This is a genomic window from Agromyces sp. NPDC058104 (assembly GCF_042884835.1).
Classification (GTDB): Bacteria; Actinomycetota; Actinomycetes; order Actinomycetales; family Microbacteriaceae; genus Agromyces.
Genome location: NZ_JBHVTD010000001.1, coordinates 83,492 through 103,148, shown reverse-complemented (window position 1 = coordinate 103,148; position 19,657 = coordinate 83,492). Strand labels below are relative to the sequence as shown.

Annotated in this window: 23 protein-coding genes and 1 tRNA gene; 17 read left to right on the top strand and 7 right to left on the bottom strand. The window is 71.7% G+C overall.

The window, feature by feature from the left end; genetic code table 11:
* Positions 1-53: 53 nt before the first annotated feature.
* Positions 54-245, top strand: a complete 192-nt coding sequence (locus tag ACFVTH_RS00485) for a hypothetical protein (RefSeq protein ID WP_387085490.1) — start codon at positions 54-56, stop codon at positions 243-245.
* Positions 246-344: 99 nt separating this feature from the next.
* Here the strand turns inward: ACFVTH_RS00485 and ACFVTH_RS00480 are convergent.
* The 4 genes from ACFVTH_RS00480 to ACFVTH_RS00465 form a co-directional block, all read right to left on the bottom strand.
* A tRNA-Leu gene (locus tag ACFVTH_RS00480) sits at positions 345-426 on the bottom strand.
* A gap of 15 nt (positions 427-441) precedes the next feature.
* On the bottom strand, positions 442-1,785 hold the full coding sequence (locus tag ACFVTH_RS00475) for an acyltransferase (RefSeq protein WP_387085487.1): 1,344 nt from the start codon (positions 1,783-1,785) through the stop codon (positions 442-444).
* 101 nt (positions 1,786-1,886) lie between these two features.
* Positions 1,887-2,852: a permease prefix domain 1-containing protein gene (locus tag ACFVTH_RS00470; protein ID WP_387085484.1), complete on the bottom strand. Its 966-nt coding sequence runs from the start codon at positions 2,850-2,852 to the stop codon at positions 1,887-1,889.
* Positions 2,849-3,238: a PadR family transcriptional regulator gene (locus ACFVTH_RS00465; protein WP_157424851.1), complete on the bottom strand. Its 390-nt coding sequence runs from the start codon at positions 3,236-3,238 to the stop codon at positions 2,849-2,851. The genes ACFVTH_RS00470 and ACFVTH_RS00465 overlap by 4 nt, the downstream gene beginning before the upstream one ends.
* Positions 3,239-3,342: 104 nt before the next feature.
* Here ACFVTH_RS00465 and ACFVTH_RS00460 point away from each other — a divergent pair, with 104 nt between their 5' ends.
* The 9 genes from ACFVTH_RS00460 (at position 3,343) to ACFVTH_RS00420 (ending at position 8,755) form a co-directional block, all read left to right on the top strand.
* Positions 3,343-4,572, top strand: a complete 1,230-nt coding sequence (locus ACFVTH_RS00460) for a CpaF family protein (protein WP_387085481.1) — start codon at positions 3,343-3,345, stop codon at positions 4,570-4,572.
* Positions 4,569-5,429 (top strand): type II secretion system F family protein, encoded by an 861-nt coding sequence (locus tag ACFVTH_RS00455; RefSeq protein ID WP_387085478.1) that lies wholly within the window; start codon positions 4,569-4,571, stop codon positions 5,427-5,429. Before ACFVTH_RS00460 ends, ACFVTH_RS00455 begins: the two co-directional genes overlap by 4 nt.
* Positions 5,417-6,361, top strand: a complete 945-nt coding sequence (locus ACFVTH_RS00450) for a type II secretion system F family protein (RefSeq protein WP_387085475.1) — start codon at positions 5,417-5,419, stop codon at positions 6,359-6,361. Before ACFVTH_RS00455 ends, ACFVTH_RS00450 begins: the two co-directional genes overlap by 13 nt.
* Positions 6,362-6,385: 24 nt before the next feature.
* Entirely contained in the window at positions 6,386-6,562 is a 177-nt protein-coding gene (locus ACFVTH_RS00445) for a hypothetical protein (RefSeq protein WP_386940487.1), read from the top strand.
* 23 nt (positions 6,563-6,585) lie between these two features.
* Positions 6,586-6,975: a TadE/TadG family type IV pilus assembly protein gene (locus ACFVTH_RS00440; protein WP_387085472.1), complete on the top strand. Its 390-nt coding sequence runs from the start codon at positions 6,586-6,588 to the stop codon at positions 6,973-6,975.
* Positions 6,976-7,051: 76 nt separating this feature from the next.
* Positions 7,052-7,435 (top strand): hypothetical protein, encoded by a 384-nt coding sequence (locus ACFVTH_RS00435; protein ID WP_387085469.1) that lies wholly within the window; start codon positions 7,052-7,054, stop codon positions 7,433-7,435.
* Positions 7,436-7,494: 59 nt separating this feature from the next.
* Positions 7,495-7,893 (top strand): pilus assembly protein TadG-related protein, encoded by a 399-nt coding sequence (locus ACFVTH_RS00430; RefSeq protein ID WP_387085466.1) that lies wholly within the window; start codon positions 7,495-7,497, stop codon positions 7,891-7,893.
* 80 nt (positions 7,894-7,973) lie between these two features.
* Positions 7,974-8,372, top strand: coding sequence for a PPOX class F420-dependent oxidoreductase (locus ACFVTH_RS00425; protein WP_387085463.1), 399 nt, complete (start codon positions 7,974-7,976; stop codon positions 8,370-8,372).
* Positions 8,373-8,431: 59 nt separating this feature from the next.
* Positions 8,432-8,755, top strand: coding sequence for a hypothetical protein (locus tag ACFVTH_RS00420; RefSeq protein WP_387085460.1), 324 nt, complete (start codon positions 8,432-8,434; stop codon positions 8,753-8,755).
* Between the two features lie 67 nt (positions 8,756-8,822).
* On the opposite strand, the gene ACFVTH_RS00415 is transcribed toward ACFVTH_RS00420, so the two are convergent.
* The gene (locus tag ACFVTH_RS00415; protein WP_387085457.1) at positions 8,823-10,112 is read right to left on the bottom strand and encodes an MFS transporter; all 1,290 of its coding nucleotides are present in this window, start codon (positions 10,110-10,112) and stop codon (positions 8,823-8,825) included.
* 52 nt (positions 10,113-10,164) lie between these two features.
* On the opposite strand from ACFVTH_RS00415, the gene prfB reads away from it, so the two are divergent.
* Complete coding sequence (prfB, locus tag ACFVTH_RS00410; RefSeq protein WP_387085454.1) at positions 10,165-11,271, top strand: peptide chain release factor 2; 1,107 nt, start codon at positions 10,165-10,167, stop codon at positions 11,269-11,271.
* A 28-nt stretch (positions 11,272-11,299) separates the two neighbouring features.
* Here the strand turns inward: prfB and ACFVTH_RS00405 are convergent, their stop codons facing one another.
* Positions 11,300-11,992, bottom strand: coding sequence for a TetR/AcrR family transcriptional regulator (locus ACFVTH_RS00405; RefSeq protein WP_387085451.1), 693 nt, complete (start codon positions 11,990-11,992; stop codon positions 11,300-11,302).
* 148 nt (positions 11,993-12,140) lie between these two features.
* Between ACFVTH_RS00405 and ACFVTH_RS00400 the strand changes: the two genes are divergently transcribed.
* From ACFVTH_RS00400 to ACFVTH_RS00375, 6 genes are all read left to right on the top strand, one after another.
* On the top strand, positions 12,141-13,796 hold the full coding sequence (locus tag ACFVTH_RS00400; protein WP_387085448.1) for an amidohydrolase: 1,656 nt from the start codon (positions 12,141-12,143) through the stop codon (positions 13,794-13,796).
* A 23-nt stretch (positions 13,797-13,819) separates the two neighbouring features.
* Positions 13,820-15,316, top strand: coding sequence for a Na+/H+ antiporter NhaC family protein (locus ACFVTH_RS00395; RefSeq protein ID WP_387085445.1), 1,497 nt, complete (start codon positions 13,820-13,822; stop codon positions 15,314-15,316).
* 91 nt (positions 15,317-15,407) lie between these two features.
* Positions 15,408-16,505 (top strand): cell division ATP-binding protein FtsE, encoded by a 1,098-nt coding sequence (gene ftsE / locus ACFVTH_RS00390; RefSeq protein ID WP_387085442.1) that lies wholly within the window; start codon positions 15,408-15,410, stop codon positions 16,503-16,505.
* Positions 16,502-17,413: a permease-like cell division protein FtsX gene (ftsX, locus tag ACFVTH_RS00385; protein WP_386940511.1), complete on the top strand. Its 912-nt coding sequence runs from the start codon at positions 16,502-16,504 to the stop codon at positions 17,411-17,413. Before ftsE ends, ftsX begins: the two co-directional genes overlap by 4 nt.
* 72 nt (positions 17,414-17,485) lie before the next feature.
* Positions 17,486-17,962, top strand: a complete 477-nt coding sequence (gene smpB, locus ACFVTH_RS00380) for an SsrA-binding protein SmpB (protein ID WP_386940513.1) — start codon at positions 17,486-17,488, stop codon at positions 17,960-17,962.
* A 58-nt stretch (positions 17,963-18,020) separates the two neighbouring features.
* Complete coding sequence (locus ACFVTH_RS00375; protein WP_387085439.1) at positions 18,021-18,758, top strand: tyrosine-protein phosphatase; 738 nt, start codon at positions 18,021-18,023, stop codon at positions 18,756-18,758.
* Between the two features lie 128 nt (positions 18,759-18,886).
* Here ACFVTH_RS00375 and ACFVTH_RS00370 read toward each other — a convergent pair whose 3' ends face one another.
* Positions 18,887-19,555: an SIMPL domain-containing protein gene (locus ACFVTH_RS00370; RefSeq protein WP_387085436.1), complete on the bottom strand. Its 669-nt coding sequence runs from the start codon at positions 19,553-19,555 to the stop codon at positions 18,887-18,889.
* Positions 19,556-19,657 lie beyond the last annotated feature (102 nt).

Below are 19,657 nucleotides of genomic sequence, written 5' to 3'. Positions count from 1 at the left end.
GCTTCGAGCGTGCGGCCACACACGATGCGGAGATCGGCACCATACACGGGGACGTGACGTGGTATCCGGGCCTGGCCTGCACGTTCCAGACCTCGTCGGGCGAGCTGCACACGGCCTACCCCGGCTGGGGTGCGACGGTGTTCGCCGTCGTCGCCGCTTCGCTGATCGTCGCCGGGCTCATCGCTCGAGCGGCCCCGGTGCGATTGCGACATCACGCTGCTGCCGAGCAGGAAGGTAAGCGCTGAGGCGACCGCGGCCCGACCGATCTCTCGGTCGCTCGAGCATTCGCACACCTCTCACCGCTCGACGGAGGCACGCCGACGTGAGCTGAGTCTCAGTCTCAGTGCGGAAGGAGGGACTTGAACCCTCACGCCCGAAGGCACAGGAACCTAAATCCTGCGTGTCTGCCGATTTCACCACTCCCGCGAGTGCCCGACAAGTCTATGCGCGCAGCGGCCCGCGTCGCGGCCGGAGCAGCAGTAGCACGGCGACGAGGAGCGCGGTGCCGATGAGCGCGATCGGCAGGTCGAGGAACCACTGCATCACGAGGAAGGGCGGCACGATCGCGAGCACGGCCGCGGTCGCCGTCGCGAACGTCGTGGGCGCGCGGAAGCCCTGGGGGATCGCGGTCGGCAGCCGCTCGAAGCGCACGAGCAGCGGCGCGATCGCGAACACGATGCCGAGCACGACGACGAGCGCGATGGGGCGGCTGGCCCACCACGCGGCGCTGCCGGGCTCGGGCGCCGCGCCGGGGATGAGGAGCGAGAGCCCCTCGACGACGATGATCACCGGCAGGTGCCAGAGGTAGACGGTCATGGCCCGGCTGCCGACGAGGTAGACGACCGCCTGCGTCGTCCGTCGTCGCATGAGCGCGCTGAGCGGGCGGTGCAGGGCGCTCATCAGGCTGAGCTGCGCGATGCCGAGGAGCGCGAGCGGCACCGTCGGCGGGTTGAGGTTCACGAGCATGTCGGGGGAGTACCACCCGATCGCGACGAGCGGCCAGATGACGAGGTACGCGGCCGCGGCGATGCCGACGAGCGTGACGACGCGACGCCGGCGGAACCAGCCGTCGGAGTACCAGAAGCCGAGCTGCTGCACGAAGAGCCAGATGAAGAAGAGGTTCGCGAGGCCGATCGCGGCGATGCCCGTCGTGATGCGCAGCGCGTCGATCGCGACGGCGCCGGCGGCGAGCACCACGAGCGTCCCGAGCGGGGCCCGCTCGTGCAGCTGCGACATCCACGGCACCGCGCACTGCGCGATGAGGAACGCGGCGAGGTACCACAGCGGCGACCCCGTGCCGGTCGCGACGGTGTCGAGCAGGGCGGGGTCGACGCCGACGAGGGTCGCGACGCCGAGCACGACCGAGAAGAAGACGAAGAGCGGCAGGGCGGGGCCCGCGAGTCGCAGCACCCGCCCGCGCACGAAGGCGGTCGCGTCGCCGCCGCGACGGCGCAGGCTGCGCCACGCGGCGAGCGCGGTGAAGCCGCCGACGGCGAAGAAGAGCGGCATGATCTGGCCGACCCAGGTCGCCGCCGCGAACCACGGCTGCGCCTCGAGGGGGCGCGAGACGACGAGCGAGCCGTCGGGCGCGTAGCCGACGCCGATCATGAGCAGGTGGATGACGACGACGAGCAGGATGCACGCGACCCTCGCGAGGTCGACGACGAGGTCGCGTGAGGCGAGGGCGGCGGCACCGGCGCCGGCCGGGCGGGCCTCGGGCGTCGCGGGCGCCGCTGCTGCGGCGGGCTCTGGCGTCGACGGCGTCGATCGCGGCTCTGCGGTCATCTGTCTCCGTGCGGGGGCGGGTCGGGTGAGCCCGAGCCTAGCAACGCGACGGTGCCCCTCTGCGGCGGTCACGGAGGGGCACCGGGCGCGTGTCGCGCGGCTCAGCGCGCGGAGCGCGAGGCGTCGTGCCCGAAGAGCATGCGCGCGAGCACGAGCATCATGACGATGAAGGCGCCGACGACGGGCAGCGGGGCCCACCACCAGCCCACCGTGAACCCGAGCACCGGCACGAGCGCGAAGGCGGTGAGCCAGATCACGGCCGAGTAGATGCCGAAGCGGGCAGCGGCGGCCGGGTCCTCCTCGAAGCGGTTGCCCGCCCGGGCGGCGTCGCGCTGCATCGCGACCACCCACGGCTTGTGCCGGTTGGTCTGGGTGGCGCCGAGCGCGCTGAGCACGGCGATCGCGACGATGACGAGCACCGCGGCGAGCACGAGCCACACGAGGTCGAGGCGCACCGCGACGACGGCGGCGAAGCCGAGCCCGGCGACGAGCAGGCCCGTCGCGGTGCCGAAGAGCAGGGCGCGGCCGGTCGGCAGCGGGTAGTTCGTCGTCGTCTCCTGGTGGAGGGCGTCGCCCGTGATCACGCCGATCGCGAGGCCGAGCACCGCGGCGATCGCGATGAGCGCGCCGGTGGCGAGCGGCAGCACGGGCGTGAGTCCGAGCACGAGCGTCACGAGCGCCGCCGCGCCGACGAGGCCGAGCACCACGGTGCGCACCACGAAGGTGGGCTTCGGGCGCACGCGGTGGCGTTCGGCGAGCTCGGCGGCGGATGCCCCGGGGCGCGCGCCGCGCGGTGCAGGGGCCCGGCCCGTGGCATCCGCCTCGACGCTCTCGCCCGTCGCCTCGGCGACGAGGGCGCGCACGTCGCCGAGCTCGTCGACGGCACGGCGCGCGGCCTCGGCGGGGGAGGCGCCTGCGACCTCGAGCTCGGCGACCCGCGAGAGCAGGTTGTCGCGGATCTCCTCCTTCAGGTCTTGCGCCTCGGGGGTGGGGTCGATGCCCGCGAAGGCCTCGTCGAGGAGGCGGTGCACCTCGGTCGAGGTGCGGGGGCTGCGCTTCTCGCTCATCGCAGGGAGCCTTTCGTGTTCGCCGGCGCCGGTTGGCTGCCGAGCAGGGAGTCGATGATGGTGCGGGTGGCCACCCAGCTCGCCACGTTCTGGCGGAAGGCGGCGCGGCCCGCGTCGGTGATGCGGTAGTACTTGCGGCGGCCGCCCTGCGACTCGTCGCCCCAGTACGCCTCGGCGAGGCCGTCGCGCACGAGCCGGCGGTAGCTGGCGTAGAGGGTGGCCTCTTTGATCTCGTAGCCGCCGCCCGTCGCGTCGCGGATGTGCTTGTAGATCTCGAAGCCGTAGCTGTCGTGCTCGCGCAGCACGCCGAGCACGATCGTGTCGGTGTGCCCGCGCAGCAGGTCGGCCGCGAAGGCGTCGCCGGATGCCGCTGAATCTTGGATCATGTTGAGTACTGTAACAGATCAAGTACTCAATGTGAACAGGCGATGGATGCCTCGTTGTGGATAACTTCTGGGCGGGCTCTCCGCGCCGCTCCATGATGGGTGCCATGTCCGACGCCGTCCGCACCATCGCCGAGCGGGTGCGCACGCGTGTGCTGCGCGACGGGGTCGACCTCGCGGGCGACGACGAGCTCGCCGCCCGCTATGCGCGCGACGAGGTGCGCCGCTACAGCGAACGCGCACTCGGCGGGGCGCACGCCGGGCTCGGCGACGAGCACGGCACCGCCCGCGAGGTCGTCGCCTCGCTCACCGGCTACGGCCCGCTGCAGCCGTTCTTCGACGACGACGAGGTCGAGGAGATCTGGATCAACGGCCCCACCCGCGTCTTCGTCGCCCGCGGGGGCGTGTCGGAGCTCACGACGGTCGTGCTCTCCGATCGTGAGGTGCGCGAGCTCGTCGAACGGATGCTCGCCCACACCGGCCGCCGGGTCGACCTCAGCTCGCCGTTCGTCGACGCGTCGCTGCCCGACGGGTCGCGGCTGCACGTGGCGATCCCAGACGTCGCCCGCTCCCATTGGGCGGTCAACGTGCGCAAGTTCCAGCGGCGGATCCGAACGCTGCAGTCGCTCGTGGAGCTCGACTCGCTCACGCTGCACGCGGCCGAATTCCTCCGCATGTCAGTGCTCGCCGGGGCCAACATCCTGGTGTCGGGCGCGACGCACACCGGCAAGACGACGATGCTCAACGCACTCATGTCGGGCGCCCGCATCGGCGACCGCGTCGTCACCGTGGAGGAGACCTTCGAGCTCGACCTCGACGTGCGCGACCTCGTCGCCCTGCAGTGCCGGCAACCGAATCTCGAAGGCAGCGGCGAGATCACCCTCCGCCGCCTCATCAAGGAGGCGCTGCGCATGCGTCCCGACCGGCTGATCGTCGGCGAGGTGCGCGAAGCCGAGAGCCTCGACCTCCTGATCGCACTCAACTCGGGGCTGCCGGGCATGTGCACCATCCATGCCAACTCGGCGCGCGACGCCCTGGTCAAGCTGTGCACGCTGCCGCTCCTCGCGGGCCGCAACATCGACTCGGCGTTCGTCGTGCCGACCGTCGCGAGCTGCATCGATCTCGTCGTGCATCTCACGATCGATCGTGACGGCCTGCGCCGCGTGGCCGAGATCAGCGCTCCCACGGGCGGATGCTCCGGGGCGGAGGTCGAGACGGAGGCGATCTTCGAAACGCGCGGCGGGGCACTCGTCGCGACCGGGGGCCGCCCGGCACGGCTCGAGAAGTACCGTGCTCGCGGCTTCGACCCCGATCACGTCCTCGGAGACGCGCGATGAGCCTCGTGCTGGGCGCGGCGCTCGGGCTCGGCCTGTTGCTCGTCGTCGCCCCGCTGCTCTGGCCGCGACGCGACGAGCGACGGCCGGCCACCCGTGCGCTCGAGCAGCTGCGCGGCGAACTCGCGCTCGCGGGGCTCGGCGGCGTGCCGGTCGTGGTGGTCGTCGTGGTCTGCGTGGTGCTCGCGGCGGTGAGCGGGGCGATCGCGCACGCCGTCTTCGGCATCCCCTTCCTCACGGTCACCGGGGCGGCGCTCGGCGCGCTCCTGGTGCCGTTCGTCGTGCGCGGACGCGCCACGCGTCGGCGCGCGGCCAATCGGGCCGTCTGGCCCGATGTCGTCGATCACCTGGTGGCCTCGGTCCGCGCCGGGATGTCGCTTCCCGAGAGCGTCGGAGCGCTCGCCGAACTCGGTCCGGCACCGACGCGAACCGCGTTCTCGTCGTTCGCCCGCGAGTTCCGGCGCACCGGCAACTTCTCGGCCTGCCTCGACAGCCTGAAGGCCGAGCTGGCCGACCCGGTCGCCGACCGGATCATCGAGACGCTGCGAATGGCGCGCGAGGTCGGCGGCAGCGACGTGACGGCAGTGCTGCGCGGTCTTGCGGGCTACCTGCGAGAAGACGCGGCGCTGCGTGCCGAGGTCGTCGCCCGGCAATCATGGATCCGAAATGCCGCCCGGCTCGGCGTTGCGGCGCCGTGGTTGCTGCTCCTCGTGCTCGCGTCGCGGCACGAGGCGATCGCCGCCTACGATTCAGCTGCCGGCACCGTGCTGATCCTCGTCGGGCTCGGCGTCACACTGATCGCCTACCGCAGCATGATCGCGCTCGGTCGACTCCCCGAGGAGCGCCGATGGTTCACCTGAACGCGACCGCCATGAGCCTCGCACTCGGCATCGTGGCCGGACTCGGTCTCTGGCTGATGGTCTCCGCCGTGCCGCGCATCGGGCGTCCCCGTCTCGCCGAACGCGTCGCCCCGTACATCGCCGACCTCTCGCCCGAGGCCAGGGCGCTGCTCGCGAAGCGTCCCGCCGACCCGAGCCCCGTGCTCGGCGTCGTCGTGTCACCCGCGCTGCAGTGGTTGCGCGGACTGATCTCGACGTGGCTCGGCGGCAACGAGATCATCGCGAAGCGGCTCAGACAGGCAGGGTCGTCGAAGACGGTCGAGCGGTTCAGGGGTGAGCAGTTGGCGTGGGCTGCAGTCGGCTTCGCGTTCGGCGCGGGGCTGGCGCTCGTCGCGCCGGGAACCGACGGCATGCCGACGGTCGTGCGGCTCGCCGCGCCATTCATCGGAGCAGCGCTCGGCGCGGTCGCCAGGGACTGGTCGCTGCAGCGCAGCGCTCGGTGCCGACTCGCGCGCATCTCTTCGGAGCTCCCGACGGTGCTCGAGTTCCTCACGCTGAGCCTCACGGCCGGCGAGGGCATGCTCGACGCGCTTCGCCGGGTCGGTACGGCGGGCAATGGCGAGCTCCCGCGCGAGTTGGCCGCCGTGGTCGCGAACGTCGGCACCGGGGTGCCGCTCGCCTCGGCCCTGACGGAGCTCCGAGACGGTGTCGACCACCCGGGACTCTCGCGGGCGCTCGACCAGGTGCTCGGGGCACTCGAGCGCGGCGCTCCGCTCGCCGCCGTGCTCCGATCGCAGGCCGGCGATGCACGCGAGGCCGCGAAGCGCACCCTGATCGAGCTCGCGGGTCGCAAGGAGATCGCGATGCTCGTTCCTCTCATCTTCCTCATCCTCCCGGTGACGATCGCGTTCGCGCTGTTCCCCGGCTATCTCGTACTGCAGACGGGCTTCTGATGCCCGATCACGAAAGGAACCCCGATGCGACTGCGACTCACCGCCATCCGACGGCGCCTCCGCGAGGAACGCGGCGACGTTCCGGGCTGGGTGCTCATCACCCTCATGACTGCCGGGCTCGTGATCCTCATCTGGGGTCTCGCGGGACCCGCCCTGAGCGACGTGTTCAATCAGGCGATCGAACGGGTGCTCGGCGCCTGACTCGTCGGGCGGCCGCCGCCGCCGTGCGTCGGCTCCTGGCCGACGAACGAGGCTCTGCCGTCGCCGAGTTCACGCTCGTCGGAGTGCTGCTCACCGTGCTCGCGCTCGCGGTCGTGCAGCTGGCGCTCGCACTGCACGTGCGCAACACCGTGCTCGATGCCGCCGCCGAGGGCGCCAGGTACGCCGCGCTCGCCGGCGCCGACGAGGCCGACGGAGTGCAGCGCACGCGCGAACTGATCACCGCCGCGATCTCCGCGGACTACGCCCAGGACGTCTCGGCCGTTCGCTCGCGCCTCGACGGGGTGCCGATCGTCGCCGTGACGGTGCGGGCCACCATGCCGGTCGTCGGACTGCTCGGCGTCGAACACGGGATGGAGGTGACAGGCCGTGCCGCCGTCGAGCACCTCGAGTGAGCGTCTCCCGAGTCGACGCGACCCGTGGAGAGACGATGAGCGCGGTTCCGCATCGCTCGAGTTCCTCACCGTCGGGATGCTGCTGCTCGTGCCGCTCGTCTACCTCGTGCTCGCGCTCGCGTCGATCCAGGGCGGTGCGCTCGCCGTCGAGGGTGCGGCACGACAGGCGGCGCGCGTCGCGGTGCAGGCCGGCGACAGGGAATCGGCCGAAGCCGCCGTCGAGCGGGCGGTGCAGGTGGCGCTCGCCGATTACGGGGTGGATGCGGACGGGGCATCCGTCACCGTCGACTGCCAGTCCGCCGACTGCGATGCCCCGGGCAGCCGCATCCGCGTGTCGGTGCAGGCGAGCGTCGCGCTGCCGCTCGTGCCCGACGTGCTCTCGCTCGACCGCGTCGGCAGTGTGCCGCTCGAGGCGAGCGCCACGCAGACGGTCTCGCGCTTCGCGGCGGTGGAACCGTGACGGGGGAGATCAGGGAGCGAGCCCGGAGCGACGTCCGTGGTGACGAGTCGGGCTCGACCATGCTGCTCACGATCTTCTTCTGTGCGCTCGGGCTCGCCCTCATCCTCGTCGTCGCCTCGGCGACCTCGCTGTACCTCGACCGCAAGCGCCTCTTCACCCTCGCCGACGGGGCCGCGCTCGCCGCGGCCGAGGCGTGGGCGCTCGACGAGGTGCGCATCGACGACGGCGAGTTCACCCTCGACCTCGACGACGCTGAAGCCCTGCGCGCGGCGAACGCCTACCTCGACGACGCCGTCCACGAGCTCAGCGGGCTCGAGCTCGTCGCCGCCGAATCGCCCGACGGCCGGACGGCGACGGTCACCCTCCGTGCCGTCTGGAACGCGCCGATCGACACCGAGTTCATTCCCGTCGAGGTGCCGATCGAGGTCACCGCGACGGCGCGCTCGGTGTTCCACTGACACCGGCCGGCGGGCAGCGTGACGCACGCGAAGAGGCCGCGCCGGGAATGCCCGTCGTCCGCGGCTGCTTGACTTGAAGCATGACGATCGAGATCAACGACCACTTCACCCGTATCCTCCACGCGCCCGTGTTCGCCTTCCTCGGCACCACGCGACCGAACGGCGAGGTGCAGGTGAACCCCATGTGGTTCGAGTTCGACGCCGACACGCAGACCATCCGCTTCACGCACACGACGAAGCGCGGCAAGTTCCGCAACCTGCAGCAGAACCCGGCGATGACGCTCGCGATGACCGACCCCGAGAACGCGCACAAGTACGTCGAGGTGCGCGGCCGCCTCGCCGAGGTCGTGCCCGACCCCGAGGGCGCCTTCTACGTGCACCTCGGCCAGCGCTACGGCGACGCCGACACCGCCGTTCCGGCCGACCACCCCGACCGGGTCATCCTCGTCATGCAGATCGAGAAGGTCAACGGCCGCTGATCGCAGCCGGGCGCCGGCGAACGCCCCTTGAGGCGATCGCCGGCGCTAGGCTCGCGCACATGACCGAAGCCACGTGCGCGGTGCTCAGTGCGGTGTACCCGCTCGTGCTCATCACGGTCGTGCTCGAGCAGCGATCGATCCACCTGAGCATCCGGCGCCGACGCTGGTTCAGGGTGGTCACCTTCACCATCGTCGCCGGCGCGCTCATCGGGATCGCGCTCAGCGTGATCGGGGTGCAGCTGCATGGGCTCGGGCCGGTCGCGGGTGCCGCGAACTGGCTCGTCGGCCTCATCGCCGTCGGCGGGCTCGGATTCCTGCTGCTCAGCGTGCTCGCGACGCTGCAGGCCGAAGAGGACGCGGAAACGGACGCCGAAGCCGGCTGACCCGGCAACGGCGAGGCGCCCGGCTCAGCATCGCCTGCAGCGTCATCGCGTGAGCGCGTCAGCGACGTCACCGCCGCCGGCGCGGCACGTACCGGGGCACCCAGCGCAGCAGCGCCGCGGCGCCGATCAGGCCGACGACGCCCATCGTCGCGGCCGCGGCCATGATCGACACGAGCGAGGTCACCCCCGCGACGACGAGCGGCGCGATCGCCTGCCCCGCGTCGCCGATCGTGCGGTACGCCCCGAGGAACGGCGCGGGATTCGCCTTCGGTGCGAGGTCGGCGCCGAGCGTCAGGATCACTCCGCTCGACAGCCCGTTCGCGACGCCGAAGAGCACCGCGACGCCCGTGAACCACGCCACCGCGGCGGGCACGTCGTGCGTGACGGCGAGCACGAGGTGCCCGACCGCGAGTCCCACGATGCCGGGAATGGCGCTCCACAGCCGCCCGAAGCGGTCCATCACCTGGCCGCTCACGTAGAACAGGGCGAAGTCGATCGCCGCCGAGATGCCGATCACGAGTGCGGCCTGCTCGGGCGGCACGCCGATCGACACCGCCCACAGCGGCAGGATGATCGTGCGGCTCGCCCGGATCGCCGCGAGCAGCCCCACCCCGGTGCCGATGCGCGCGAGCACCGCCCGGTGCACGACGATCGCACGGAACACGCCGTGCGACGAGGCATCCGCCCCGCCCTGCGGCTCGCCCGAGGCGACCTCGCTGTCGCCGACCGGCGGGACGGGCGCGGCGGATGCCTCGCGCGCGAGCCGCACCGCTCCGAACACCCGCTCGGGGTCGGGCAGCAGCACGAGCACGACGACGACCGCGAAGCAGCTCGCGACGAGCACCCAGAACACGGGCTCCGACGAGCCGGCGAGGGCGATGATCGCCGCCGCGACGAAGGGGCCGATCGCCCAGCCCGCGCGGAACACTCCCGCCAGCGTCGACAGGGCGCGGGCGCGCACGCGCTCGGGCACGTAGCTCGTGAGGAAGGCGTGCCGGGCGAGTCCGAACACCGCCGTCGCGAGCCCCAGTAGGAACACGCCGATGCCGAGCGCCCACGTCGTGGGGGAGGCGAGCGCGACGAGCACCCCGATGACGGCGAGCAGGGCCGCTCCGATCATCGCGTTGCGCTCGCCGATGCGGGCCACGAGCCATCCGGCGGGCAGGTCGCCCGCGAGCTCGCCGACCATGAGCATCGCCGCGATGAGGCCCGCGAGGGCGAGCGAGGCGCCGCGCTCGGTCGCCACCACGGGGATGACGGGGATGATCGCGCCCTCGCCGAGCGAGAAGAGCAGCGTCGGCAGGTAGGCCGGGAGGATGATGCCGCGCCACGAGAACGAGGGCGTGGCGGTGGTCATCACCTCGACGCTACACCCGGCCGCCCCGCGCGCGACTAGGCTGGAGGGCGCCATGCTCGAACTTGACCTTGCGCCCGAGATCTCCGCGCTCCGCGCCACCTTCAACGACATCCGCGCCGTCGTCGACGTCGAGGCCCTCGAGGCCGACATCGCCCGCCTCTCCGACGAGGCCGGCGCCCCCGACCTGTGGGACGACACCGCCAACGCGCAGAAGGTGACGAGCGCGCTGAGCCACCGCCAGGCCGAGCTCAAGAAGATCACCGACGTCGAGCAGCGCCTCGACGACCTCGACGTGCTCGTCGAGCTCGCGCTCGAGATGGACGACGAGGACAGCGCGAACGAGGCCCGCGCCGAGCTCGCCGCCCTGCAGAAGACGGTCGGCGACCTCGAGGTGCAGACCCTGCTCGACGGCGAGTACGACGATCGCGGCGCGGTCGTCACGATCCGCTCGGGCGCGGGCGGCGACGACGCCACCGACTTCGCCGAGATGCTCATGCGCATGTACCTGCGCTGGGCCGAGCGCCACAACTACCCCGTGAAGGTGCTCGACACCTCCTACGCCGAGGGCGCCGGCATCAAGTCGGCGACCTTCGAGATCGACGCGCCCTACATCTACGGCACGCTCTCGGTCGAGGCCGGCACGCACCGCCTCGCGCGCATCAGCCCCTTCGGCGGCGCCGACAAGCGGCAGACGAGCTTCGCCGCGGTCGAGGTCATCCCGATCATGGAGGAGGCGAAGGAGGTCGAGATCCCCGAGAACGACATCCGGGTCGACGTCTTCCGCTCCTCGGGCCCGGGCGGCCAGTCGGTCAACACGACCGACTCCGCCGTGCGCATCACGCACATCCCGACCGGCCTCGTCGTCTCGATGCAGAACGAGAAGTCGCAGATCCAGAACCGCGCCGCGGCCATGCGCGTGCTCCAGACCCGACTCCTGCTGCAGAAGCGCGAGGAGGAGGCGGCCCAGAAGAAGGAGCTCGCCGGCACCATCACCGCGAGCTGGGGCGACCAGATGCGCTCGTACTTCCTCTACGGCCAGCAGCTCGTGAAGGACCTGCGCACCGGCTACGAGGTCGGCAACCCGGCGATCGTCTTCGACGGCGACCTCGACGGGCTCATCGCCGCCGGCATCAAGTGGCGCAAGCGCAAGGAAGACTGACCCGGTCGCGGGCGCGCACCGCGCCCGCTCAGGCCCGCTCGGCCTGATCGGCCGCGGCGAGCGTGGCCGGCAGCCCGGCGAGCATCGCGAGCAGCCCGCGCTCGAACGAGCGGTCGGTCACGCGGATGCCACGCGCCGCCGCCAGGACGCTGCGGCGCGCCTCGGCGCGGGCGAAGGCGGGGGCGTGCTCGGCCGCGGCGCCGGGCGACATGATGTCGGCGGGGGCGAGGGCGTCGAGCGCCGAGCCGATGATGAACGACTCGAGGGCGACGATCGCGTCGACGACGCCGCTCGACGGCCACCCCTCGGCCAGGAACCGGCGGGTGATCGACTCGTAGTTCAGCACCGAGCGCTCCTGCCCGTCGATCGCGGTCGTCGCGAGCAGGGCGATGCCCGCGGGGTGCGCGGCGAAGGCGGCGCGGTACGAGTGCGCCCAGCGCAGCACGGCGTCGTCGAGCCGGGTCGCCGGGTCGTCGAAGCCGGTGACGTCGAGCATCTCGGCGACCCGCCCGCGCATCGCGCGCACGACATCGGCCTTGCCGCGGAAGTAGTGGTAGAGCGCCGGCGGGTGCACCGAGAGCGAGCGGGCGAGGGCCGCCATGGTGAAGCCGTCGGGGCCCGCGCTCTTCGCGAGGGCGAATGCGGCGTCGACGATCTGCTCGGCGCTCAGCACGGGGGTGCGGGGGCGGCCGGCGGTGCGCTTCGCGGGGGTCGGGCTCACCTGGCTCCTTCGGTGGTGGGGATGGGTCGGGGTCGGGGTTCATCGGTCGATTTGGCGGCGCGGCGTGCGCGGAGTAACGTGTGCCCGAATTTAATCACGTTAAATTGCGCAGCCGGCCAACGAGGGCGACGGCGCGGAAACGAGCAACATGCAGCGCAGCTTCGCCGACACCATTCTCGTGGGCGGCCGGGTGATCACGATGAACCCGCGCCAGCCCGTCGCGGAGGCCATCGCCATCCGCGCCGGCCGGGTCCTCGCCGTCGGCGACGCCGCGACCCTCGCCGAGTTCCGCGGCCCGCGCACCGTGGTCGAGGACCTGCACGGGGCATCCGTCACCCCGGGGCTCATCGACGCGCACCTGCACCCCATCCAGGGCGTCGAGCTCGCCGTCGGCGTCGACTTCGGGGGAGTGCGCGACCCCGAGCGCTTCCTCGCGATCCTCCGCGACGAGACGGAGCGCGCGCGAGGCGGCGCGGCCGGCGGCTGGGTGCGCGGCTGGAACATCGACTACGACGTGTTCACCTCGCTGCCGATGACCGCTGCGGCGATCGACGAGGCGACCGAGGGTGCGCCCGCGTTCCTGATGTTCTTCGACGGGCACACGGCGCTCGCGAACACCGAGGCCCTGCGCCGCGCCGGCATCACGGGTGCCCGCAGCTTCGGCGACACCTCCGAGATCGTCGTCGACGACGACGGCCGCCCGACGGGCGCGCTCCGCGAGGACTCGGCCTTCGACATCGTGCTGCGCAGCGCGCCTGAGTACACCCGCGACGAGACGCTCGAGCGCGTGCGCGAGATCCTCGGCGGGCTCGGCGCCTCGGGCATCACCGGCGGCTGCATCATGGACGGCAACCCCGGCACGCTCGACCTCCTCGACGAGCTCGACGGCGGGGCATCCGACGACCCCGACGCCCCGTCGCTGCTGCCGCTGCGCATCGTCTCGGCGATCGCCCACAACCCCGGCTACGACGAGGAGCGCACGCAGCGCTACCTCGCCCAGCGCGACCGCCGTGGCAAGCGCTGGCGCGGCGGGCTCGTGAAGCTCTTCAACGACGGCGTCATCGACACCGGCACCGGCTGGCTCTATGAGCCCGACACGCACGGCGAGGGCCTGCACTCGTTCTGGGCCGACCCCGAGGAGTTCGAGCGCGTCGTCGGCCGCTACAGCGAGGCCGGCTTCCAGATCGCGACGCACGCCATCGGCGACCGCGCCATCGGCACGACCATCGACGCCTACCTCAAGGCCGGCGTGCACACGGCGAACGGCACCCCGCACCGCATCGAGCACCTCGAGCTGCTCGCCGACCGCGACCTCGCCAGGCTCGCCCAGACCGGCATCACCGCCTCGGTGCAGCCCCTGCACATGCAGTGGCGCAAGGCCGACGCCTCCGACTTCTGGGCCGAGCGCCTCGGCCCCGAGCGCGCCGCGCTCGGCTGGCGCGTGCGCGACATGATCGACGCCGGCGCGCCCGTCGCGCTCGGCTCCGACTGGCCCGTGGCCCAGGCCGATGCGCGCATCGGCCTCGCCTGGGCCAGGCTCCGCCGCGAACCCGGCAACCCCGACGCCCCGGTGTTCGAGCCCGACCAGGTGCTCACGCCGTACGAGGCCCTACAGGGCTACACCGTGTGGGCGGCCCTCGCCCAGGGCGACCGCGACCTCGGCGTCATCGCGCCGGGGTACCGCGCCGACCTCGTCGTGTGGGCCGACAGCCCGCTCGAGGTGGGCGCGGACGAACTGCTCGACCTGCCCGTCCTGACGACGATCGTCGACGGGCGACCCCTGACCGCGGCCTCCGCCGCCTGACCCCCTTCGAATCCGAGGCAACCATGCAAGACGTCGGCGCGCTCGCGCTCCTCCCCGTCGTCACCATCCTCGTCGTCGCGGTGCTCACCCGACGCACGCTCTTCGCCATGCTCTGCGGCACCCTCGTCGGTGCCGTGCTGCTCGGCGGCTGGGGCTTCTTCGACTCCTGGATCGGCTACTTCGGCGCCTCCATGGCCGACGAGACGCTGCAGTGGCTCATGCTCGTGGTCGTGCTCTTCGGCATCCTGATCACGCTCTTCGAGCGTTCGGGCGCCGTGCGCGAGTTCGCCGCCTGGGCCGAGCGCTTCGTGAACTCGCGGCGCAAGTCGACCGTGCTGAGCTTCCTGCTCGCGATCGTGCTCTTCGTCGACGACTACCTCAACGTGCTCACCGTCGGCACCTCGATGAAGGCCGTGACCGACCGCTACACGGTGCCGCGCACCGAGCTCGGCACGATCATGAAGCTGACCGCCGCGCCGATCGCCGTCATCGTGCCGTTCTCGACGTGGGCGCTGTTCTTCGCCGGCCTCCTCGAGGCGCAGGGCGTGACGTCGAACGGCTCGGGCTTCGGCGCGTACCTCGAGTCGATCCCGTACATCTTCTTCGGCTGGATCGCACTCGCGATCGCGGCGCTCGTCGCGTTCGGCGTGTTCCCGAAGCTCGGCGTGCTGAAGAAGGACATCGCGCGGGCCGAGGCGACCGGCGACGTGTTCCCGGTCGGCACCACCGCCGACGAGCGCGCTGCCGAGGGCGCACTGCCCCTCGACGCCGAGGTCGGCGAGTTCGCCGTGTCGGGCGACGGCGCCGAGCGCGCGGTCGCCGCCGCACCCGCCGACGCACCTGCGGCCGGCCCGGCGACGGGCGCGACCGCCGTCGCGACCCGCGCACCCGAGCTCGCGAAGCCCCGCCCGTGGAACTTCCTGGTGCCGATCACCGTCATGATCGCGGTCACGATCCTCACCGAGGTCGACGTGCTGAAGGGCACCGTCGCGGCGCTGCTCGTCGCGATCGTCATGTACACGGCGCAGCGCCGGCTCAAGGTGAAGGCCGTCTTCGAGGCCGCGTTCGACGGCGTCGGCAGCATGCTCTTCGTCATCGTGCTCACCGCGCTCGCCTTCATGGTGCAGCACATGAACATCGACCTGAAGCTCGCCGACTTCGTCATCGCCTCGACCGAGCCGGTCATGATCGGCGCGCTGCTGCCCGCCATGGTGTTCCTCGTCTGCGGCGTCTACGCCTACGCGACGGGCTCGTTCTGGGACCTCGCGGCCGTCATCACGCCCATCGTGATCCCGCTCGCCCTCGCGATGGACGTGAACCCGATCATCGCGGGCGCGGCCGTGTTCTCGGGCGCCGCGCTCGGATCGACGACGTGCCTCTACGGCGACGGCATCATCCTCGCGTCGCGCTCGATCGGCATCAAGCCGCTCAACCTGATGAGCGCGATCCTGCCGTACGCGGGCATCGCGGCCGCGCTGAGCCTCATCGGCTACCTCGTGGTCGGCTTCCTCGGGCTCTGAGCGGGCCGGTCGTCCCGATCGAGTGGGCGGCGACACCGAATTCCGGTGTCGCTGCCCACTTTTGCGTTCGCCCTGCCTAGGCTCGAACACGATGATCCGCTTCGACTCCGTCACCAAGTCCTACTCCGGCCAATCCAGGCCCGCCCTGAACGACATCGGGGTCGAGATCCTGCGCGGCGAGTTCGTCTTCCTCGTGGGCGCATCGGGTTCGGGCAAGTCGAGCTTCCTCCGGCTGATCCTCAAGGAGGAGAAGCCGACCAAGGGGCAGATCCACGTGCTCGGGCAGGACCTGGGCAAGATCTCGACGCGCAAGGTGCCCTACTTCCGGCGCGACCTCGGCGTCGTCTTCCAGGACTTCCGCCTGCTGCCGAACAAGTCGGTCTTCGAGAACGTCGCGTTCACCCTGCGGGTCATCGGCAAGTCGCGCGGCTTCATCCAGTCGGCGGTGCCCGAGACGCTGAAGCTCGTCGGGCTCGACGGCAAGGCCAAGCGCATGCCCCACGAGCTCTCGGGTGGTGAGCAGCAGCGCGTCGCGATCGCGCGCGCCATCGTCAACAAGCCGCAGATCCTGCTCGCCGACGAGCCGACCGGCAACCTCGACCCCGTCACGAGCGCGGGCATCATGACCCTGCTCGAGCGCATCAACGCGGGCGGCACGACCGTCGTCATGGCGACCCACGAGGCCGGCATCGTCGACCAGATGCGCCGCCGCGTGATCGAGCTCTCCGCGGGCGACATCGTGCGCGACGAGCGCAGCGCCGGCTACGACGGCCAGACGGTCCGAGACGTCGACTACGTGCCCGAGGCGGGCGAGGGCGCCGAAGCGGCCGCCGAGGTCGACGAGGCGGATGCCCCGGGCCGCGACGTGCCCGCAGCCGCCGCCGCGACGGCCGCCGGCACGATGAGCGCGACGGGCCACGCGGCCCCGAAGGTGACGCCCGAGATCATGCGCGACGCCGAACCGCTCTACGTCGAGCCCGAGGCGACCGACGAGGTCACCGAGGCCGCCGCCGAGATCACGAAGGCGGCGACCGGGGCGATCGTGGTCGACCCCGAGAAGCTCGCGCCGAAGGGCGGCGGCAAGGCCGCGGCATCCGAACATCTCACGCTTGCCGAACGCCTCGGGCTCAGGGCCCCGGGGGGCCCCCGGGAAGGCGACGACGACCAGGAAGTGGGGCCGACGAAATGAGGCTCGGTCTCGTGCTCGGCGAGGCGGCCAACGGCCTGCGTCGCAACGCCTCGATGGTGGTGTCGGTCGTGCTCGTCACCTTCATCTCGCTCACCTTCGTCGGCACCGCGGCGCTGCTGCAGCTGCAGATCGCGCAGATGAAGGGCTTCTGGTACGACCGCGCCCAGGTCGCCGTGTTCCTCTGCACCGACCTGTCGACCGCCGCGACCTGCGTCGACGGCGAGGCCAGTGAAGAGCAGAAGGCCGCCGTCGAGGCCCAGCTCACGAGCGACACGCTCTCGCCGTTCATCGACGAGTACTACTTCGAGGACCACCAGCAGGCCTACGAGAACTTCCAGAAGCAGTTCGAGGGCACCCCGTCGGCCGACTACGTGACGCCCGAGGTGCTGCCCGAGACGTTCTGGGTGAACCTCGTCGACCCGTCGCAGTCCGACGTCATCGTCGAGAGCCTCGCGGGCAAGGAGGGCGTCGAACAGGTCGTCGACCAGCGCCGCTACCTCGACCCGATCTTCGACGCGCTCAACACCGCGAGCTACACCGCGATCGCGATCGCCGTCGTCATGCTCGTCGCCGCAGCCCTGCTCATCGCGACGACGATCCGGCTCTCGGCGTTCTCGCGACGCCGCGAGCTCGGCATCATGCGGCTCGTCGGGGCCTCGAACCGGTTCATCCAGACGCCGTTCGTGCTCGAGGGCGTGTTCGCCGGACTCATCGGCTCGCTCCTCGCGGGCGGCGCGGTCGTCGCGATCGTGCAGGTGTTCGTGCAGGGCTACCTCGCCCAGAACCTCTCGTTCACCTTCGTGAGCCTGAGCGACGCGCTGCTCGTGGTGCCGCTGCTCGTGCTCGTGGGCGTGCTGCTCGCGGCCGCCTCGGCGGGCATCGCGATCACGCGCTACCTGAAGGTCTGACGAAACGGGCTAGACTGAACGGCTGCCTCGGATGCCCCGGGGCATCCGTGATTCGAATCGAAGGAGCCAGCCGTGCCCAGGGAAAGCGGTCAGAAGGTGGTGGCGACCAACCGCAAGGCGCGCCACGACTACACGATCGAGGACACCTACGAGGCCGGCATCGTGCTCTCTGGCACCGAGGTGAAGTCGCTCAGGCAGGGCCGGGCCTCGCTCGTCGACGGCTACGCGTTCATCGACGGCGGAGAGCTCTGGCTCGATGCGGTGCACATCCCCGAGTACACCGAGGGCACCTGGAACAACCACGCCCCGCGCCGCAAGCGCAAGCTGCTGCTGCACAAGCAGGAGATCGTGAAGATCAGCCACAAGACGAAGGAGGGCGGCTACACGCTCGTCCCGCTGTCGCTGTACTTCAAGGACGGCCGCGCCAAGGTCGAGCTCGCGATCGCGAAGGGCAAGCGCGAGTACGACAAGCGCCAGGCGCTGCGCGAGCGCCAGGACAAGCGCGAGGCCGACCGGGCGATGTCGAGCCGCAAGAACCTCGGCGAGTAGCGTCCGCTCAGGGGCTGCACAGCCTCGGTGACGGTGGTGCGAGGTAGGCTCGGGCTCGATGAACCGCTCGATCCGCATTCCCGTGCCCGGTACCTTCAACTTCCGCGATGTCGGCGGGCTGCCGGCCCGCGGGGGAGTGGTGCGCGACGGCGTGCTCTACCGCTCCGACGGCCTGTACCGCCTCGGCGAGGCCGGCAAGTCCGAGCTGCGCGAGCTCGGCATCGGCATCGTGATCGACCTGCGCGACGAGAACGAGGCGAAGATGATGCCCGACGACCTCGACGGGCTCGAGGTCGAGGTGCTGCGGCTGCCGGTCTTCGAGGGCTCGGGTGCGTCGCAGGGGGCGGGCGGCATCTCGCTCGAGGCGCTGTACGAGCGCATCGTCACGCAGCACGCGAGCGTCGTCGTCTCCGCGCTCCGCGAGATCGCGAACGCGGGCGATCGTGCCGTGATCGTGCACTGCACCGCGGGCAAAGACCGCACGGGCGTCGTCGTCGCACTCGCGCTCATGGCCGTCGGCGCCGACCGCGAGTCGGTCATCGACGACTACGCGCGCACCGAGGCGAACCTCGCGGGTGAATGGCTCGAGGAGATGGTCGAGATGATCGGCCGCTACGGCGTGCCCGACACCCCCGCCCTGCGCACGCTCATGGGCGGCAGCCCGCGCGAGGCGATCGAGGGCGTGCTCGACTCGGTCGAGCGGGCGCACGGCTCGACGCGCGAATACCTGCTCGCCTCGGGCCTCGAGCTCGGCGAGCTCGCCGCGCTCGAGACGCTGCTCGTCGAGGTGCGCTGACCACGAGCTGCCGAGTCGCGGACGGGTGACCCCGCCGCTCGGGCCGACCCCGCCGCTCGGGCTGACCCCGCCGCTCGGGCCGACCCCGCCGCTCGGGCCGACCCCGCCGCTCGGGCCGACCCCGCCGCTCAGGCCGGCGCGGCCTCGAAGCGCGCCTCCACGGAGGCCTCGATCACGAGCTTCGCCGGCGCGAACTCCGCGCCCGACCCGGCGCCCATGTCGGCCGAGGCCGCCATCGCGAACATGCGCTCGCCCCGGGGCTGCGGCGCCTGGTGCGCCGTGAGCAGGCCGGTGTCCGCCAGCTCGACCGGTGCCGGTGCGCCGAGCCCCAGCGCCGAGGCGTACACGCGGGCCTTCTCGAGGGCGTCGGCGACGGCCGCCCGCTGGGCGAGCTCCTGCACGCGTCGGCGCGAGGCATCCGTCAACCGCCAGTCGATGCCGCCGACCGCGACCGTGTCGCCGACGCCGGCGCCGCTCACCCACTCGCCGAGCCGCTCGAGGTCGGTGAAGACGATCTCGACCTCGGCGCTCGTCTGGTGCACGAGGGGCAGCTGCTTGCCCTCGTTGTTCCACGGGCGGTGCGACCAGACGCGCAGCTGGCCCGCCGACCAGGTGTCGAGGGCGCCGGCGGCCTCGAGCTCGCGGATCTCGGCGATGAGCCGTTCGCGGGCCTCGGTCGTGCGCGCGAGCGCGGTGTCGCGGTCGGGTTCGGAGACGCCGACCGTGAGCGCCACGGCGCCCAGCTCGGGGTCGATGCGTTCTTCGGCGGTGCCGCGCACGGCGATGACGGTTGCCACGGAGTCCTCCTGATGCCCGCTCGGGAATGGCGGAGCGGCCGCGCCTGTTCTAGACTGTAAGGCCGGGCAGTCATCGAGAGGTGAATGCTCGCCGTGAATCGG

Bases quoted from the DNA above. Each gene is read 5' to 3' on its own strand.
- ACFVTH_RS00475 (WP_387085487.1), bottom strand. From the start codon at position 1,785: ATGACCGCAGAGCCGCGATCGACGCCGTCGACGCCAGAGCCCGCCGCA.
- ACFVTH_RS00470 (WP_387085484.1), bottom strand. From the start codon at position 2,852: ATGAGCGAGAAGCGCAGCCCCCGCACCTCGACCGAGGTGCACCGCCTC.
- ACFVTH_RS00465 (WP_157424851.1), bottom strand. From the start codon at position 3,238: ATGATCCAAGATTCAGCGGCATCCGGCGACGCCTTCGCGGCCGACCTG.
- ACFVTH_RS00460 (WP_387085481.1), top strand. From the start codon at position 3,343: ATGTCCGACGCCGTCCGCACCATCGCCGAGCGGGTGCGCACGCGTGTG.
- ACFVTH_RS00455 (WP_387085478.1), top strand. From the start codon at position 4,569: ATGAGCCTCGTGCTGGGCGCGGCGCTCGGGCTCGGCCTGTTGCTCGTC.
- ACFVTH_RS00450 (WP_387085475.1), top strand. From the start codon at position 5,417: ATGGTTCACCTGAACGCGACCGCCATGAGCCTCGCACTCGGCATCGTG.
- ACFVTH_RS00445 (WP_386940487.1), top strand. From the start codon at position 6,386: ATGCGACTGCGACTCACCGCCATCCGACGGCGCCTCCGCGAGGAACGC.
- ACFVTH_RS00435 (WP_387085469.1), top strand. From the start codon at position 7,052: ATGCTGCTGCTCGTGCCGCTCGTCTACCTCGTGCTCGCGCTCGCGTCG.
- ACFVTH_RS00430 (WP_387085466.1), top strand. From the start codon at position 7,495: ATGCTGCTCACGATCTTCTTCTGTGCGCTCGGGCTCGCCCTCATCCTC.
- ACFVTH_RS00425 (WP_387085463.1), top strand. From the start codon at position 7,974: ATGACGATCGAGATCAACGACCACTTCACCCGTATCCTCCACGCGCCC.
- ACFVTH_RS00420 (WP_387085460.1), top strand. From the start codon at position 8,432: ATGACCGAAGCCACGTGCGCGGTGCTCAGTGCGGTGTACCCGCTCGTG.
- ACFVTH_RS00415 (WP_387085457.1), bottom strand. From the start codon at position 10,112: ATGACCACCGCCACGCCCTCGTTCTCGTGGCGCGGCATCATCCTCCCG.
- prfB (WP_387085454.1), top strand. From the start codon at position 10,165: ATGCTCGAACTTGACCTTGCGCCCGAGATCTCCGCGCTCCGCGCCACC.
- ACFVTH_RS00400 (WP_387085448.1), top strand. From the start codon at position 12,141: ATGCAGCGCAGCTTCGCCGACACCATTCTCGTGGGCGGCCGGGTGATC.
- ACFVTH_RS00395 (WP_387085445.1), top strand. From the start codon at position 13,820: ATGCAAGACGTCGGCGCGCTCGCGCTCCTCCCCGTCGTCACCATCCTC.
- ftsE (WP_387085442.1), top strand. From the start codon at position 15,408: ATGATCCGCTTCGACTCCGTCACCAAGTCCTACTCCGGCCAATCCAGG.
- ftsX (WP_386940511.1), top strand. From the start codon at position 16,502: ATGAGGCTCGGTCTCGTGCTCGGCGAGGCGGCCAACGGCCTGCGTCGC.
- ACFVTH_RS00375 (WP_387085439.1), top strand. From the start codon at position 18,021: ATGAACCGCTCGATCCGCATTCCCGTGCCCGGTACCTTCAACTTCCGC.